Source organism: Aeromonas sp. 2MA4, from assembly GCF_029237305.1.
GTDB classification, from domain to species: domain Bacteria; phylum Pseudomonadota; class Gammaproteobacteria; order Enterobacterales; family Aeromonadaceae; genus Aeromonas; species Aeromonas salmonicida.
In genome coordinates, this window is the sequence record NZ_JAACFY010000007.1 from 50,687 (window position 1) to 68,334 (window position 17,648).

Below are 17,648 nucleotides of genomic sequence, written 5' to 3' on the forward strand. Positions count from 1 at the left end.
CCTTTCTTTTGGCTGAATGCAAACTATTTGACCCTGCCAACCGGTTGTGACAGCCTCTGACACGTCAATTACAAGCGTGGAAGCAAACAATAATGACCGATCACTCCCAGGCCATGACGGCCAAATATCGCCAGGATTATCAGGCTCCGCTCTACTGGATCGACAGCATCGATCTGGACTTTCAACTGCAGGAGCCGCTGACCCAGGTCACCGCCATCTCCCGTCTGCGCCGTAACGGTGAACATAATGAGCCGCTGGTACTGGATGGTGAGGGGCTCTCACTGCACAGTGTCAGCGTGGATGGCGTGCCTTATCAAGAGTACGAACAGGGGGAGAATACCCTGACCCTGTTCAACCTGCCGGCCGAATGTGTGCTGACCATAGTTACCCTGCTGGATCCTGCCGCCAACACGGCGCTGGAAGGACTCTACAAGTCAGGTGATGCCTACTGCACCCAGTGCGAGGCTGAAGGTTTTCGCCGCATCACCTATTATCTGGACCGCCCCGACATACTGGCCCGTTACAGCACCCGGATCACTGCCGACAAGGCCAAGTATCCCTTCCTGCTTTCCAACGGCAACAAGGTCGACAGCGGTGAGCTGGATGGCGGTCGCCACTTCGTGCAGTGGCAGGATCCCTTCCCAAAACCGAGCTACCTGTTTGCTCTGGTGGCCGGTGACTTTGATGTAGAGCGCAGCCACTACACCACCAAGAGCGGCCGCAAGGTGGCCCTCGAGATCTTCGTTGACAAGGGCAACCTGGACAGAGCCGGTTTCGCCATGGAGAGCTTGATCAACTCCATGCGCTGGGATGAGCAGCGCTTTGGCCTCGAGTACGACCTCGACATCTATATGATCGTCGCGGTGGACTTCTTCAACATGGGCGCCATGGAGAACAAGGGGCTGAACGTCTTCAACTCCAAGTTCGTGCTGGCCAACCCGGCCACCGCCACCGACAGCGATTACCACGGTATCGAGCGGGTCATAGGTCACGAATACTTCCATAACTGGACCGGCAACCGGGTCACTTGCCGCGACTGGTTCCAGCTCAGCCTCAAAGAGGGGCTGACGGTGTTCCGGGATCAGGAGTTCTCTTCCGATCTGGGATCCCGTGGTGTCAACCGCATCAACAATGTGCGCACCGTGCGCGGTCCGCAGTTTGCCGAAGATGCCGGCCCCATGGCCCACCCCATCCGCCCGGATGTGGTGATCGAGATGAACAACTTCTACACCCTGACCGTCTACGAGAAAGGGTCGGAAGTGATCCGCATGCTGCATACCCTGCTGGGAGAAGACAATTTCCAGGCGGGTATGCGCCTCTATTTCGAGCGCTTTGACGGTCAGGCGGTGACCTGTGATGATTTCGTGCAGGCGATGGAAGATGCCTCTGGCGTGGATCTCGGTCGGTTCCGCCGCTGGTACAGCCAGTCCGGCACCCCTGAGCTGACAGTGACGGATGAGTACGATGCTGCCAGCGGCGTCTATCGCCTGCATGTGAGCCAGCACACGCCGCCGACTCAGGATCAGCCGCAGAAACTGCCGCTGCACATCCCCCTCGACATCGAGCTGTATGACCAAAATGGCGCCGTCATCCCGCTGCAATATCAAGGCAAGGAAATAGGCCAGGTGCTCGACGTGCTCGAAGCAGAGCAGACCTTTATCTTCGATAAGGTGCCAGTCAAGCCGGTTCCCTCTTTACTGCGGGACTTCAGTGCGCCGGTCAAGCTGCATTATGACTACAGCGAGGATGCGCTGGCCTTCCTGATGCGCCACGCCCGCAACGAATTTGCCCGTTGGGATGCGGCCCAGATGTTGATCAACAAGGCGGTGATGGAAGGGGTTGTGCAGGTGCAGCACGGGCAGGGAGTCGACGTCTCCGAGACCCTGCTGGCAGCCTTTGTCGCCATCCTGGATGACGCCTCGCTGGATCCGGCACTCAAGGCCGAGATCCTTGCCCTGCCGGGGGAAGCTACCCTGGCCGAGCTGTTCGAGGTGGCCGATATCGATGCCATCCATCAGGTGCGGGATGCTATTCATGCTCGTCTTGCCGCCGCGTTCGGCGCTCGATTGGCAACCACCTATGCGAGCCTGCAACTGCAAGGCTATCAGGTGGTGCATGCCGATATGGCAAAGCGTGCGCTCAAAGGGGTTGTGCTCGGTTATCTGGCGGCACTGGATGCCGCGCACGCTGATGCGCTGGTGCGCCAGCAATACGCCAATGCCGACAACATGACCGATACCCTGGCGGCGCTGCAGGTGGCCAACGGCTATCTGCTGCCGTGCCGTTCCGAACTGCTGGCCGATTTTGAAGGCAAATGGGCCAGGGATGGGCTGGTACTGGACAACTGGCTGCGACTGGTGGGCAGCAAACCGGCGACCGATGTCCTCAGTGAGGTTCGTCAGGCGATGGCCCATCCCACCTTCAGCATTCGCAACCCGAACCGGCTGCGAGCACTGATCGGCAGTTTTGCCATGAGCAACCAGGTGCAGTTCCACGCCATCGATGGCAGTGGTTACCGTTTCCTGACCGATATCCTCATCGAGCTCAACGAGGTCAATCCCCAGGTTGCTTCTCGCCTCATCACACCGCTCATTCAGTTCAAGCGACTGGATGAAGGGCGCAAGGCCCTGATCCGCGCAGAGCTGCTCCGGCTGTTCAACCTGGACGGACTGGCACGGGATCTGTTCGAGAAGGTGAGCAAGGCACTACAGCAGTAAGTGTTGACGGGGCAGGGGAGCCTGGCTCTCCTGCCCTTTTTGTTGAAAACACCATCGAGCAAGGCGCCGCAGTGACCGCATCATGGTCGGGCGCTATCGAGAAGGAGTCAGTGTTGAAGCAGTTTACCTTTCGGCTGTCACTCAGTAGCGATGACATACTATTGATGTATCAGGGGCACGCCAGGCGGCTGGTGGTACGTACCGAACAGGGGCTCACCATAGAGCTGGCCTTGGAAAAAATCCGGCCATTTGTCACTATCAGTGGGGTATACGGCTATTTTCGGCTGAAAACACAGGATGATTATCGCTTTATCAGCCTTGAACGCATAAGTTAACAAAATTCGAACAGGATCCCGAGTAATTATCTGCTTTCAGTCACTATCTATCCGGTAAATCCGTAATCACCCAGTGGGATTTTCTGTTTTTTGCCAAATTGGCAAAATATTTCACAGCTCAAGCCGTGATCTGCCCCTTGTTTTTAACAAGTCGTTATCACCTTTGCTCGCCTTCCTTGATCCAAGACATTACACTTCGCAGCAACTCTGTACCGGTGGGCATCCAGGGTGGATGTCTTTCCGTCGGTGGTTCATGTCGTCCGATAAGGAATATAGCAATGGCATTGAAAGACGCCCCTACCTCAGTTCTGCTCGAAAACGTTCTCAGCCTGATCCATCAGAAGTTGCCCAAGAAGAGTGCCTCCCTGGTCGAATGCTTCGTTGCCAAGTTCTACGGCAACATGGCCAGCACCGATCTGCACGATCGCAATGACAGCGATCTCTACGGCGCCGCGCTCAGCCTGTGGAATGCGCTCAACCAGCGTACCAGCACACAACCCTACATCCGGGTCTACAACCCCGAGCTGACCCGCCACGGTTGGCAGTCTCCCCACACCATAGTCGAGATCATACTGCAGGATTCACCCTTCCTGGTGGACTCCATCCGGATGGCACTCAAGCGTTTGAACATCACGGCGCACATGATGCTGCACCAGCCGCTGCACCTTATTCGTGGCAACGAAGGCAAGATCAGCGCCATTCTGGATCTCGACAATACGGCCGGACAAACTTCGGTCGAAACCGCCTTCCTCATCGAGATCGATCACCTGACCGGTGATGAGCAGATGGATGGGCTGGCTGCCGAGCTCAACTCGGTTGCCGGGGAAGTGGCACTGGCGGTGGGGGACTGGCAACCCATGCTGGGTCGCCTGAACGAGATCATCGACGAGCTGCCCAAGCGCAAGAACCCGGTCAGCAAGGAGGAGGTCAACTCCTGTGTGGCTTTCCTCAAGTGGGTGGCCGCCCACAACTTCACCCTGATGGGATATCGCCGCTATGACGTCAAGGCGGTGGAGGGCGATCACGAGATACTGCCGCTGCCGGAATCCAGCCTGGGCCTGATGAAGAACTCCATCAAGGATGAGGGGCAGCGCCTTGGCAATATGCCGGCCAGCGCCCGCCATGCTGCGTTGAGCTCCGACCTGCTTATCCTCACCAAGTCAAACAGCAAGTCCCGTGTCCACCGCCCTGCCTATGTGGATTACATCGGCATCAAGCGCTTTGACGAGCACGGCAAGGTAGTAGGGGAAGATCGTTTCATCGGTCTCTACGCTTCTTCCATCTACAACACCAGTGCTACCCAGATCCCGCTTATCAGCCACCGGCTGGAACGCATCATGGCTTCCTCCGGTCATGAGAAGGGTTCACACGCCTACAAGGCGCTGCTCAACGTGCTGGAAACCTACCCCCGCGACGAGCTGATCCAGGCTCGCGAAGAGGAGCTGCTGGCCACCGGTCTCGGTGTGCTGGAGATGCAGGAGCGGGACATGTTGCGCTTGTTTGTGCGCCGCGACGTCTACGGTCGTTTCTTCTCCTGCATGGTCTATGTCACCAAGGAGCGCTACAACACGGCGCTGCGAGTCAAGACCCAGCAGATTTTGCAGAAATATTTCGGCAGCAGCGAAGAGGTGGAGTTCAACGTCTACTTCTCCGAAGGTGTGCTGGCGCGGACCCAATACATAGTGCGGGTCAACAATAACAACGTGGATGTGGACGTGAACGAAGTACAGAACAACCTGATTGAAGCGGCCCGTAGCTGGGACGACCGACTCGACTCCGTGCTGCTCTCCCATTATGGCGAGGCCCGCGGCAATGCCTTGCGTGGCCGTTTCAGCAGCGCTTTCCCCCGTGCCTACAAAGAAGATGTGCTGCCTGGATCTGCCGTGGCTGACATCATGGCGCTGGACAATCTGAGCGAAGCCGAACCGCTGGGCATGCTGTTTTACCGCGCTCAGGAAGAAGAGAACGATCGCCGGGTTCGCCTCAAGCTGTTCCATCGCACCGAGCCCATTCACCTCTCCGATGTGCTGCCCATGCTGGAAAACATGGGGCTGCGGGTGATCGGTGAGACCCCGTATCAGGTGCGTACCCCTTCAGGGGATATATTCTGGATCCTCGATTTCTCCATGCTGCTGCGCGGTGAACAGCCCTTTGATCTGGAGCAGAGCCAGCAGCGCTTCCAGGAAGCCTTCGCCGCCGTCTGGAACAAGGGGCTGGAAGATGACGGCTTCAACCGTCTGGTACTGGGGGCCGGCCTCACGGGTCGTCAGGTTTCTGTGCTGCGTGCCTACGCAAAATACATGCGCCAGACCGGGGTCTCTTTCAGCCAGTCCTATATCGAAGAGACCCTCACCCGTTATCCTGACATCGCCCAACTGCTGTTTACCCTGTTCGAGCAGCGCCTCGATCCTGCCAGCAAGCAAGATGCCAAGGTACAGGCCAAGCTCCATGATCAACTGGCAGCCAAACTGGATCAGGTCGCGAACCTGGACGACGATCGCATCATCCGCCGCTTTGTGGAGATGATCGACGCCACCCTGCGCACCAACTACTACCAGTTGGACAAGGCTGGGCAGATCAAGCCCTACATCTCCTTCAAGCTGGCACCGGCCAGCATTACCGACATGCCGTTGCCGCTGCCCAAATTCGAAATCTTCGTCTACTCACCGCGGGTGGAAGGGGTGCATCTGCGCTGGGGCAAGGTGGCCCGTGGTGGCCTGCGCTGGTCCGATCGCAAGGAAGATTTCCGCACCGAGGTGCTGGGTCTGGTCAAGGCACAGCAGGTGAAGAACACCGTCATAGTGCCGGTGGGCGCCAAGGGCGGCTTCTACTGCAAGCAGATGCCGGTGGGGGCCGCCCGCGCCCTTATCCAGGAAGAGGGCAAGGCCTGCTATCGCCTCTTCATCCGCGGTCTGCTCGATGTGACCGACAACATTATTCAGGGCGAGGTGATCCCGCCCAAATCCGTGGTGCGTCACGACGAGGATGACTACTACCTGGTGGTGGCGGCTGACAAGGGGACGGCCACCTTCTCCGACATCGCCAACGAGATAAGCCAGGAGTATGGCCACTGGCTGGGCGATGCCTTCGCCTCCGGCGGCTCGGTCGGTTATGACCACAAGAAGATGGGGATCACGGCCCGTGGTGCCTGGGAATCGGTCAAGCGTCACTTCCGTGAAATCGGCATCAATTGCCAGACCACCGACTTCACCTGCGTAGGGGTGGGTGACATGGCCGGCGACGTGTTCGGCAACGGCATGCTGCTCTCCGAGCACACCCAGCTGGTGGGTGCGTTCAACCACATGCACATCTTCATCGACCCGACCCCCGATGCCGCCAAGAGCTTCGTCGAACGCAAGCGCCTGTTCGAACTGCCTGGCTCCAGCTGGGATGACTACAACCGTGACCTCATCTCGGCAGGGGGGGGCATCTTCCTGCGCTCGGCCAAGTCCATCAAGCTGAGCCCGCAGATCCAGACACTGCTTGGTACCGACAAGGCCAGCATGGCCCCGAACGAGCTGATCAAGGCGCTGCTCTGCCTGAATGTGGACCTGCTCTGGAACGGCGGTATCGGCACCTATGTGAAGAGCGCCCGCGAGAGCGACGCCGAAGTGGGGGATCGCAGCAATGATGTGCTGCGGGTCAATGGTCGCGACCTGCGTGCACGCATCGTCGGTGAGGGTGGCAACCTGGGCTTTACCCAGCTCGGCCGGGTGGAATACGCCAGCCAGGGTGGGCGCATCAACACCGACTTCACCGACAACGTGGGCGGGGTGGATTGCTCCGACAACGAGGTCAATATCAAGATCCTGCTCAACCAGCTGGTGGCTGCCGGTGATATGACCCTCAAGCAGCGCAACCAGATGCTGTATGAGATGACCGACGATGTGGCGCAAATTGTCATTACCAACGCCTACCGCCAGTCCCAGTCCATCTCGGTCACCAGTTTCCGTGGCACCGAGCAACTGAAAGAGCAGCAACGTTTCATCCAGGGGCTGGAGCGCGAAGGCAAGCTGGATCGGGGGCTGGAGTTCCTGCCCTCCGATGAGGAGCTGTCCGAGCGGATGGCGGCAGGGCAGGGCTTGACCCGACCCGAGCTGGCGGTGCTGGTGGCTTATGGCAAGATGGTGCTCAAGGAGCAGCTCAACTGCCCTGAGATCACCGAGGAGCCTTTCCTGGCCAACATGCTGGTCACCAGCTTCCCGGCCAAGTTGCAGCAGCAGTTTGGTGCCGCGCTTGCCCAGCACCCGCTGCGTGGCGAAATCATTGCGACCCGGGTGGCCAACATGCTGGTCAACGACATGGGGCTCAACTTCGCCAGCCGGATGAAGGACGAGACCGGTGCCTCCGTGGCGGAAGTGGCTTGCTGCTTCGCCATGGCCCGTGAGGTGTTTGGCCTGGGGGCCCTGTGGCGTGACATCGAAGGGTGTGACAACCTGGTGGATGCCCAGACCCAGCTCGAGCTGATGTTCTACAGCCGCCGCATAGTGCGTCGCGCTACCCGCTGGTTCCTGCGTGCCCGCAATCGCAGCTGGAGCATCGCTGAGAACATCGCTTTCTTCCGTCCGGCGTTCGAGACCCTGGCGACCCACCTCTACGAGGTGATGGACGAGAGCGAGGTCGCAGAGCACCAGCAGGCAGTCGCTGCGCTGGTGGCCAAGCAGGTGCCGGATGCCATCGCCCGTCAGGTGGCTCACATGAGCAGTCTCTTCTCCAGCCTGGATCTGGCGCAGATTGCCGCTGAGCACAAGACCGACATACTGCGTGCCGCCAATGTCTACTATCGTCTCGGTGCCAAGCTCGATCTGCACTGGTTCCTTGAGCAGATCAACCATCAGCCGGTGGGTAACCACTGGCAGGCAATGGCACGGGCATCGTTCCGTGAAGATCTGGACTGGCAGCAACGCAGTCTCACATCTGTGGTACTGGAAGGGTGCAAAGAGCAGGGAGAATGCGCTACCATACTGGCCGACTGGATTTCGGAGCATGAGCAACTCTTGTCCCGTTGGACCCATATGTTGGCCGACTTCAAGACCACGAGTACCCACGAGTTCGCCAAGTTCTCGGTGGCCTTGCGAGAGTTGAACCTGCTCCAGTTGAATTGCCGAACCTCGGCATAACCCCGAAAGCCCCGGCCAGTTGCCGGGGCTTTTTTAAGGAGCAAAAATGTTGTACCCCCTCGCCAGGCATTTCTTGTTCAAGTTCAATCCCGAACAGGCACACGATCTCTCCATCAAATATTTGCCCCGCCTTCTCGGTACGCCACTTGATTGTTTCTTCCGCCATTCATTGCCCAAACGCCCCGTCACTGTCATGGGGCTTTATTTTGCCAATCCGGTCGGATTGGCAGCCGGGCTGGATAAAGACGGGGAGTGCATCGATGCATTCGGGGCCATGGGGTTTGGCTTTATAGAAGTCGGTACCGTCACCCCCAAACCCCAGAGTGGCAATGACAAGCCCCGTCTGTTCCGGGTTATTCCGGCAGAGGGGATCATCAACCGCATGGGATTCAACAATAAGGGTGTCGATCATCTGGTGGCGCAGGTCAAGAAAGCCAAATACCAGGGGGTCATCGGCATCAATATCGGCAAGAACAAAGATACTCCCATAGAGCAGGGCAAGGACGATTATCTGATCTGCATGGACAAGGTCTATGATCATGCTGGTTATATTGCCGTCAATATCTCTTCCCCCAACACTCCGGGCCTGCGTTCGCTCCAATACGGTGATGCCCTCGATGAGTTGCTCGCAGCCCTCAAAATGCGTCAGCAAGAGCTGGCCGCCCAATATAAAAAGTACGTGCCGCTCGCCGTTAAAATTGCACCGGACTTGAGTCTGGATGAAATTAATCAGGTCGCTGCATCCTTGATCAAAAACAGGATCGATGGCGTGATTGCCACCAATACCACCCTGGATCGGGAGATGATCTATGACATGCCCCATGCCGGTGAAGCCGGTGGCCTCAGTGGGCGTCCGTTGCAGTACAAGAGCACAGAGGTTATTCGCCAGCTGGCCAAGGCTCTGGACGGTGCACTGCCGATCATAGGGGTAGGGGGTATCGACAGCGCCATGGCTGCGCGGGAGAAGCTCGCTGCGGGTGCCAGTCTGGTCCAGATTTATAGCGGCTTTATTTATAAGGGCCCGAGTCTGGTCAAAGAAATTGTGACTCATATTTAAGAAATAAACGGGTGCCCTTTATTTAAAGTTGCTGAAATTCTCGACATGGAATAAAGTCGAGTAACGACTTTCAGTAAGGGCACCCCCATGTGTATCCAACCCAATGACAATTGGCAGTGGCATTATGATGCTCATGATGATCGTCTGATGCTGGATTTATCCGATCACATGATATTCGCGACCGAATATAAAGGGCGACAATTGGTGCCCAGCTCCTTCACCACCCAGCCTTTTTGTGTGGATGATGCTGCCCTCTATTATCAATTGATGGACAAGGCTGTCGAACTCGACTGGAGTACGCCACATCAGGTCCAGCTGGTACTCAATGCCATCGCTGTTAGCCGCTTTTATAAACCACTGATGCCACAAAGCTGGTTCTTTGGTGAGGTCCACCCCTTTATTATTCCTGAAACCGGATCCTTGGTGTGCATGAATACACCTCATGGCAAGGGGGAGTTCATGGTGATCGAAGCCGGTGAACAGGCCAGCGTGTGCCTCAATCTGACCGAAGATCTGATACTGACTACCAGCAAGATCCTGCCGCGCTTTGGTGTGATCAAGGTGATGAACAACCGCATGGCCGCCAGAGTTGCAACCCAGACACAATATCGTCAGGTGAGCTGATACTCATCCAAGTAAACGTGCTCAATATTTAGTCTGATTTTGTTCGTCCGATATTTTTTTGCCCCTTTGTTGTTGCTCCTCAATGCCCATCCTATTTGGTGAATAGCCCCTTTTCTGTCGCACCATAGTACTTTTTGCCTCTCATGTTATGCCCACAAAAAAGCCCTCCTACCAAACAGGATAAGAGGGCGTAAAACACACACGACAGAAGGAATGGATGGTTTGTTTCAACAGCCGGGTCATGTTAGAGGGAATTGTTTCTTCTGAAACCTGATAGATATGACAGTCCGGCATAAATAGGCTATCGCCAGGCCGCGCCCAAAAAAATAGCCCTCCCGGTTTACGGACGATAACGGGAGGGCAAAACACGGGGTTACAGAAAGGACTTGCTCTGTCGGAAAAATAATAACGTAATGAGCCTTGTTTGACGCCTGTCAGATATGGCAATTACTGTGAAGAACGGTGGGCCATTCATACCTGGATATAGGTACCATTACCTAGCGTCTTGCTCTGACGAGGCAATGAATATCCGGGACCATCTGATGACCGCTCGTCTATAGCTGACCCACAAGCTGACCCACATGAGCATCACATCTCCATCAGGTTCCTATATGTCAATTGGCCAAGCCTTCTTGCGTATGTCAGATAAATGGGGGTGGGGAGCAGGCTTGCCTGTACCTGTCCACGGGCCCTGTTTGTAGAGCCAGCGCGAAGCTTTTGCTGCTCCGGATCGGCTCTTAAGGTATAATGCGGCACTATTTTTATGGCATCCCCGTGAGCGTGATGAAAGAATTTTTTGCAACCTGCCCCAAGGGGCTGGAAAACCTGTTGGCCGACGAGCTGACCACACTGGGCGCAGAGCAGGTCCGTGAGACTGTCGCCGGCGTTCACTTCAAAGGCGAACTGGCTATTGGTTACAAGGCCTGTCTGTGGAGCCGTTTTGCTTCCCGCATCGTGCTGGTGCTGTCCGAATTCCAGATGAACGACGATCTGGATCTCTATCTGGGCGCCCACACCATCCCTTGGGAAGAGCACTTCTCCGGCACCTCCACCATAGCGGTGGACTTTACCGGTACCAACCCGGCCATTCGCAATACCCAGTACGGTGCGCTGAAGATCAAGGATGCCATCGTTGATCGCTTCACCAAACGCGGTCATGTGCGCCCGGATGTGGACAAAAAGGCGCCGGATATTCGCATCATGGCGCATCTGGGCAAAGGCAAGGCCAATATCACGCTGGACTTGTCAGGCCCGGCGCTGCACCAACGTTTCTATCGTCAGGGCACAGGCGAAGCACCGCTCAAAGAGAACCTGGCCTGTGCCATGATTGCCCGTAGCGGCTGGGCCGGTGAGCCCATGATGGACCCCATGTGTGGTTCCGGCACCTTGTTGATCGAAGCGGCCTTCATCGCCGCCGACATGGCGCCGGCGCTGCGCCGCGAGCGCTTCGGTTTCGATCGCTGGCTGCAACACGACAGCGAACTCTGGCAGAGCCTGATGATGGAAGCCCAGGTGCGCGCCAAGCGTGGCATGCAACGCTGCGAAGTGAAGCTGTTTGGCTGCGATGCCGACCCCCGTGTGCTCATGAAAGCCCGCGACAACGCCAAGGCGGCCGGTGTGGCCCACCTCATCACCTTCAAGCAAGCCGATGTGACCCAGCTTGAAAATCCGCTGCCGATGCCGGCCGTTGTTGAAGGGGAAGTGAGTCAGGGGGAAGCCCGTCAAGTCGGCATGCTTATCTCCAACCCGCCCTATGGCGAGCGTCTCGGCGAGTTTCCGGCCTTGCTCGAAGTGCATCAGGCACTCGGCGATGCCTTGCGTCGTGGCTTCCAGGGCTGGCGCGTATCCATTCTCTCTGCCTCGCCCGAGCTGCTGAGCTGTCTGCGTCTGCGTGCCGACAAGCAATATCGTCTGTTCAACGGGGCGCTTGAATGTCAGCTGCGCAACTACCAGATTGCACTGGATTCCGTGGCCTCCCAGAAAGAGGTGGCGCAGGACTTTGCCAACCGTCTGCGCAAGAATCTTAAAACCCTCGAGAAATGGGCGAGCAAAGAGGGCATCGACTGCTACCGCCTCTACGATGCGGACTTGCCGGAATACAATGCCGCCATCGACCGCTATCAGGATTACCTGGTGGTGCAGGAGTACGCCGCGCCCAAAGACATCCCCACCCAGAAAACTCGCCAGCGTCTGCTCGACATGGTGCAGGCCGCCATTAAGGTGACTGGCATGGACGGCGAGAAGGTGATCCTGAAGGTGCGCGAGCGTCAGGAGGGCAAACAGCAGTATCAGAAGCTCGCCGCAGAGCAGCACCGGATGGAGGTGCAGGAGTACGGTGCCCGTCTGTGGGTCAACCTCTACGACTACCTGGATACCGGCCTTTTCCTTGACCACCGTCAGACTCGCCGCATGCTGGGCCAGATGGCCAAGGGCAAGCGCTTCCTGAACCTGTTTGCCTATACCGGCAGTGCCACAGTGCATGCGGGTCTGGGCGGTGCCAGCGAGACCACCACGGTCGACATGTCTCACACCTATCTGAACTGGGCGCAGGACAACATGCGTCTCAACTCGCTGGTGGGCCGTCAGCACAAGTTTGTGCAGGCTGATTGCCTGAAGTGGCTGTCGGAAGCGGACGATCAGTACGACCTCATCTTTATCGATCCGCCGACTTTCTCCAACTCCAAGCGGATGGATGAGAGCTTCGACGTGCAGCGCGATCACCTGCTGCTGATGCAGCACTTGAAGCGTCTGCTGGCGGCCGATGGCACCCTGGTGTTCTCCAACAACAAGCGTCACTTCAAGATGGATCTGGCCGGGCTCGAGGCCGCTGGCCTCAAGGCGCAGAACATCACGAGCAAGACGCGTCCCAAGGACTTCGAGCGCAACCAGCATATCCACAACTGCTGGAGCATCACCCACGCCGACGTGCCAGCGGAGGCTTGATGCTGACCCTGTTTCACACCGACGGCTGCCACCTGTGCGAACAGGCATGGCAGCTGGTGGAGGAGGCCGGATTGGCCAGCCAGACCCGCCAGTGTGACATCATCAATGATGCCGAATGGCTCGCTGCTTATCGGGTACGCATTCCGGTGCTGCGCGATGAGGCCGGTCGCGAACTTGGCTGGCCCTTTACGTTGGCAGAACTCGGTGTCTGGGTAACTGCCCAGGCCAATCACGGCTGAGCACGAATAGAGAAAAAGGGGGGCAGAGAGTATCTGGCCCCGCTTTTTTCATCAGGTAAAAAGGAAGAAACATGGCTTTATTAACATTGCACGGCGCTTGTCTGTCGTTCAGTGATTTCCCGCTGCTCGACAATGCCGAGCTCAGCATTGAGCGCGGTGAGCGTCTCTGTCTGGTCGGGCGCAACGGGGCGGGCAAGTCCACCCTGATGAAGATCATTGCCGGCGAACTGCCGCTCGATGACGGGCGCATGGTACAGCAGCAGGATCTGAAAGTGACTCGCCTCGAGCAGGATCCGCCTGCATCGAGTGACCTCACTGTGTTTGACTACACGGCCGAAGGGCTGGCCGGTGTCGGCGAGCTGCTCAAGCAGTATCACCATATCTCCATGGAGCTGGCCCACGATCCGAGCGATGCCAACATACGCATCATGAGCGATCTGCAAGAACAGCTCGACTATCAGAATGGCTGGCAGTTCGAGACCCGCATCAGCCAGGTACTGACCCTGCTGAACCTCGATCCCGATGCAACCCTGGACAGCCTGTCCGGTGGCTGGTTGCGTAAAGTGGCCCTGGCCCGTGCGCTGGCCTGCGATCCGGATCTGCTGCTGCTCGATGAGCCGACCAACCACCTGGATATCGAAGCCATCAACTGGCTGGAAGATTTCCTCAAGGATTTTCGCGGCGCCATCGTCTTCATCTCCCACGATCGGGAGTTCATCCACAAGCTGGCGACCCGGATCATCGATCTCGACCGCGGCGTGATCACCTCCTGGCCTGGCAACTACGACGAATATCTGCAAGGCAAGGAAGAGGCACTGCGGGTTGAAGAGCTGCAACATGCCGAGTTCGATCGCAAGCTGGCCCAGGAAGAGGTGTGGGTACGTCAGGGCATCAAGGCGCGCCGTACCCGCAACGAAGGCCGGGTACGTGCCCTTGAGGCGATGCGGATGGAGCGTTCCCAGCGTCGCGAGCTGCAGGGCAAGGCCAAGCTGCAAATGGACGATGTGAATCGTTCCGGCAAGCTGGTGTTCGAAACCGAAGGGCTGGGGCTGGACTTCGGCGATCGTACCCTGTTCCAGGGGCTGGATCTGCAGGTGCTGCGTGGCGACAAGATCGCCCTGGTGGGTCCTAACGGTTGCGGCAAATCGACCCTCATCAAGTTGCTGCTTGGCCAACTCGAGCCCAGCCGTGGTTTGGTCAAGGGGGGCACCAAGCTGGAAGTGGCCTACTTTGACCAGTATCGCGATCAGCTCGATCCCGAGCAGACGGTGATGGACAACGTGGGGGAGGGCAAGCAGGAAGTGATGGTGCGCGGCCGTTCCCGTCACATTCTGGGTTACCTGCAGGACTTCCTGTTTGAACCCAAGCGGGCACGTACCCCTGTGAAAGCCTTGTCAGGGGGCGAAAAAAACCGTTTACTGTTGGCCAAATTGTTCTTGAAGCCCAGTAATTTACTGATCCTCGATGAACCAACCAATGACCTGGATGTCGAAACGCTGGAATTGCTGGAGGAGCTGCTGGCGGACTATCCTGGCACCCTGTTGCTGGTCAGTCACGATCGTCGCTTTATCGACAATACAGTGACAGGTTGCTGGTTGTTTGAAGGGGATGGACGTATCAGCGATTACGTGGGCGGTTATGCCGACATGATGGCGACGCGGGCCCAGCAGAGCACACAGCTGGCGGCAAAAGCGGCTCAGGTCAAAACGCCAGAGCCTGTCGCTGTGGCAAGCCCTGCTGCCTCTAAAGTCAAAAAACTCTCTTACAAGTTGCAGCTGGAGCTGGATAATCTACCGGCCCGACTGGAACAGCTGGAGACTGAGCTGAATGCTCTGCAGGCGGAGGTAAACCATCCCGGTTTCTTCGCGTTGCCGAGCGATCAAACCCAGCTCAAACTGGATGCCCTGAATGCAGCAGAGGCTGCATTGGAACAAGCCTTCTCCCGTTGGGAGGAGTTGGAAGCGTTGAAACATCAGGACTAAGGAAGTAGATGAAAAAGCAATTATCCATGCTGGCCATTCTGGTCAGCGCCAGCCTGCACGCCCAGGCGGCACAAAGCCCCTTTTTCACCATTGTCGACGGGTCTGACAAGGGATTCGCCAGCGCGATCAGTGCCGATGGCAACGGGCTAGTCGGGATCAACACCAAAAACGACATGGCCGAGCACTTCTCGACTGTGCGGTTTGCTGACTTCCTGGTCGATCGTTTCCGTTTTGAGCAGGGCTGCATGCTCTCGAACTCGGTTTGCAACGCCTTCTGGAACGACAAGAGCAACTTTGCGTATCAGTGGCGTGTCGACTTTCTGGCCAAAACCGATCAGCGCAGCAACGTGGGTGACCTAGTCAGCAACGAAACTGATGGCTTGGTTACCGCTTTGGGTGACGTAGCTGGCACTCGTGTGGGCTACAAGATGGATGGCAAGCTGCGCACCGCATTTGCCATCGTCGAGGAAGGTAACGCCGTCAGCCTAAAGGATGGCGCCAGCACCCACAGCCTGAGCGTGCCAACCAGCATCAAAAAGCTGGATAACGGCCAGTACCTGGTGACCGGCACCGCTGCCACTGGCAAGAACATCGCCGTCAATTCCGAGACCTACAACTGGTGCTTCTCCGGTAACGACGGCCAGTATGGCGACTACCGCTACTGCCCGGGCCTCAACACCCAGGCCAGCTTCTGGTTGCTCAACAGCACTGGCACCTTCAACAAGCTGATCCAGGCCAACGAGTATTCCCGTGGCCGTAACGAAGTGATCCAGACGGCGTCGGCCCTCGGGGTCGCCAACGTCAATGGCAGCTTGTATGGTGTGGGTTACTCCTCCACCGGTGAAATTGGCAGCAACTACCTGGATGGCCGCAACCTGGCGGCATACTGGACGCTGGATCTGGCCGGTGGCAAGGTCGGTACCACCCAGACCATACCGCTGGCCGAAGGCGAGCCGGGCAAGGATGACGCCAAGCTGCAACACAGCTGGGCTGTGGGGGTCAATGACAACGGTTATGTGATTGGCAACCAGCGCTATCGCATCAACAAGGGTCAAAACCGCCCGGTCGAGATGTTTGTGTTCAACTTGAATACCAAACAGACGGCGAGTGTACCGTTGCAAGACAGCCCAATCAGCGGTGCAGGCTCGGAAGCTGCCGCCATCAACAACCACAACATGGTCGTGGGCTGGCGTGATTCTCGTCACCAGACCCAACCTGTGGTCAATGGCACCAACCGCATGCAGGAAGGTTTCCTGCTCAACGCCGCGACCGGTAAAAATTGGTATCTGAACGACCTGATTTGTGGTCTCGACGATGCTGGCGCCAAAAAATGCGCTCAGAACGGCTACTTCTATCACATCGCATATGCCAGCGGCATCAGCACGGATGGTACTGTCGCTGCGACGGCTTTTCGCTATAACAGCGAGAGCGATCTCAACAATCGTACCAATTCAACCATCGTTAGCGTGAAGCTGACGCCAGCCGTTGCCGATTACAAGAACAACGAGCCTGCAAGCTATGTGGTCGCCAATGCGCCGGTCAATAACCAGACCGGTCAGGATGGTGGCAGTGGTGGTGGTGGCAGCCTGTTCTGGCTGACTCTGCTGGCCCTGCCATTTACCTGGCTGCGCCGTTACCAACGATAAAATGGGATGTCACTAAAAATTAATGTGGTTCAGTGTCTTGTGTCACAATGACCGGATAGCATGACATTTTTTGTTTGACCCTGCCCATCTCGTGGGGTAAAGATGAAAGCGACCGATGAAAAATTGGTCGCTTTTTTTGTTCCACGAAGAGGGTCGTAGATGATGAAGAGACAAAAACGGGACCGTCTGGAAAGAGCTCGCGCTCGTGGTTATCAGGCTGGCGTGGTCGGCAAACAGAAAGAAGCGTGTCCGTACCAATGCCTGGATGCCCGAGGGCATTGGCTTGGTGGTTGGCGAGACGCCATGGAAGGGCGGGGTTCAGGCCTCTTCATGAAGTAATTGGTACTTCATCACTCATTACAAAAGGAAAGGGGCCATTGAGGCCCCTTTACGTTATCTCTTCATTACCACTAAATCAGTCGATCAGAATGCAGTGGTATCTTTGAACAGGCCCACTTTCAGATCGCTGGCGCTATAGATGGGACGGCCATCGACTTCCACGACGCCATCGGCGATCCCCATGACCAGTTTGCGGTTGATGACGCGCTTGAAGGTGATCTTGTAGGTCACTTTCTTGGCGGTCGGCAGGATCTGACCAGTGAATTTCACTTCACCCACACCCAGTGCACGGCCTTTGCCCGGACCGCCTTTCCAGCCGAGGAAGAAGCCGACCAGTTGCCACATTGCATCCAGACCCAGACAGCCTGGCATAACGGGGTCACCCGGGAAATGGCAGTCAAAGAACCAGAGGTCCGGCGTAATGTCGAGCTCTGCCAGGATCTCGCCCTTGCCGTGCTCACCACCGTTGTCGTTGATCTTGACGATGCGATCCATCATCAACATGTTGGGGGCGGGCAGCTGACTGTTACCCTCACCAAATAATTCGCCACGGCTGCAGGCGAGCAGCTCTTCACGGGTAAACGAGTCTTTGCCTTGTTCACACAGGGAAAGGCGGGGATCAATGGTGGTATTGTCTACGGTCACG

General features: G+C 57.2%; 11 protein-coding genes. 10 read left to right on the plus strand and 1 reads right to left on the minus strand.

All coding sequences use genetic code 11. The features are described from left to right. The first annotated feature begins 92 nt into the window (after positions 1-92). From pepN to rmf, 10 genes are all read left to right on the plus strand, one after another. A complete protein-coding gene (pepN, locus tag GWQ31_RS09370) occupies positions 93-2,717 on the plus strand; it encodes an aminopeptidase N (RefSeq protein WP_275909200.1) in 2,625 nt (874 codons plus the stop codon). Between the two features lie 113 nt (positions 2,718-2,830). After that, positions 2,831-3,052 (plus strand): DUF2835 domain-containing protein, encoded by a 222-nt coding sequence (locus GWQ31_RS09375; protein WP_005315647.1) that lies wholly within the window; start codon positions 2,831-2,833, stop codon positions 3,050-3,052. A gap of 278 nt (positions 3,053-3,330) precedes the next feature. Then, entirely contained in the window at positions 3,331-8,172 is a 4,842-nt protein-coding gene (locus GWQ31_RS09380) for an NAD-glutamate dehydrogenase (RefSeq protein ID WP_275909201.1), read from the plus strand. Positions 8,173-8,218: 46 nt separating this feature from the next. Continuing rightward, positions 8,219-9,229, plus strand: a complete 1,011-nt coding sequence (gene pyrD / locus GWQ31_RS09385) for a quinone-dependent dihydroorotate dehydrogenase (RefSeq protein WP_265462299.1) — start codon at positions 8,219-8,221, stop codon at positions 9,227-9,229. Between the two features lie 87 nt (positions 9,230-9,316). Further along, positions 9,317-9,853 (plus strand): cell division protein ZapC, encoded by a 537-nt coding sequence (locus tag GWQ31_RS09390; protein WP_275909202.1) that lies wholly within the window; start codon positions 9,317-9,319, stop codon positions 9,851-9,853. A gap of 747 nt (positions 9,854-10,600) precedes the next feature. Next, complete coding sequence (rlmKL, locus tag GWQ31_RS09395) at positions 10,601-12,796, plus strand: bifunctional 23S rRNA (guanine(2069)-N(7))-methyltransferase RlmK/23S rRNA (guanine(2445)-N(2))-methyltransferase RlmL (protein ID WP_275909203.1); 2,196 nt, start codon at positions 10,601-10,603, stop codon at positions 12,794-12,796. Then, positions 12,796-13,035: a glutaredoxin family protein gene (locus tag GWQ31_RS09400; protein ID WP_275909204.1), complete on the plus strand. Its 240-nt coding sequence runs from the start codon at positions 12,796-12,798 to the stop codon at positions 13,033-13,035. Before rlmKL ends, GWQ31_RS09400 begins: the two co-directional genes overlap by 1 nt. 71 nt (positions 13,036-13,106) lie before the next feature. Next, complete coding sequence (locus GWQ31_RS09405; RefSeq protein WP_087755692.1) at positions 13,107-15,017, plus strand: ABC transporter ATP-binding protein; 1,911 nt, start codon at positions 13,107-13,109, stop codon at positions 15,015-15,017. Between the two features lie 8 nt (positions 15,018-15,025). Beyond that, positions 15,026-16,663 (plus strand): DUF3466 family protein, encoded by a 1,638-nt coding sequence (locus GWQ31_RS09410; protein WP_275909205.1) that lies wholly within the window; start codon positions 15,026-15,028, stop codon positions 16,661-16,663. Between the two features lie 162 nt (positions 16,664-16,825). After that, the gene (rmf, locus tag GWQ31_RS09415; RefSeq protein WP_010674759.1) at positions 16,826-17,002 is read left to right on the plus strand and encodes a ribosome modulation factor; all 177 of its coding nucleotides are present in this window, start codon (positions 16,826-16,828) and stop codon (positions 17,000-17,002) included. An 84-nt stretch (positions 17,003-17,086) separates the two neighbouring features. On the opposite strand, the gene fabA is transcribed toward rmf, so the two are convergent. Next, positions 17,087-17,647 carry a 3-hydroxyacyl-[acyl-carrier-protein] dehydratase FabA gene (fabA, locus tag GWQ31_RS09420; protein ID WP_005315696.1) on the minus strand — a complete coding sequence of 187 codons (561 nt, stop codon included), beginning with the start codon at positions 17,645-17,647 and terminating at the stop codon, positions 17,087-17,089. Between the last annotated feature and the right edge of the window lies 1 nt (position 17,648).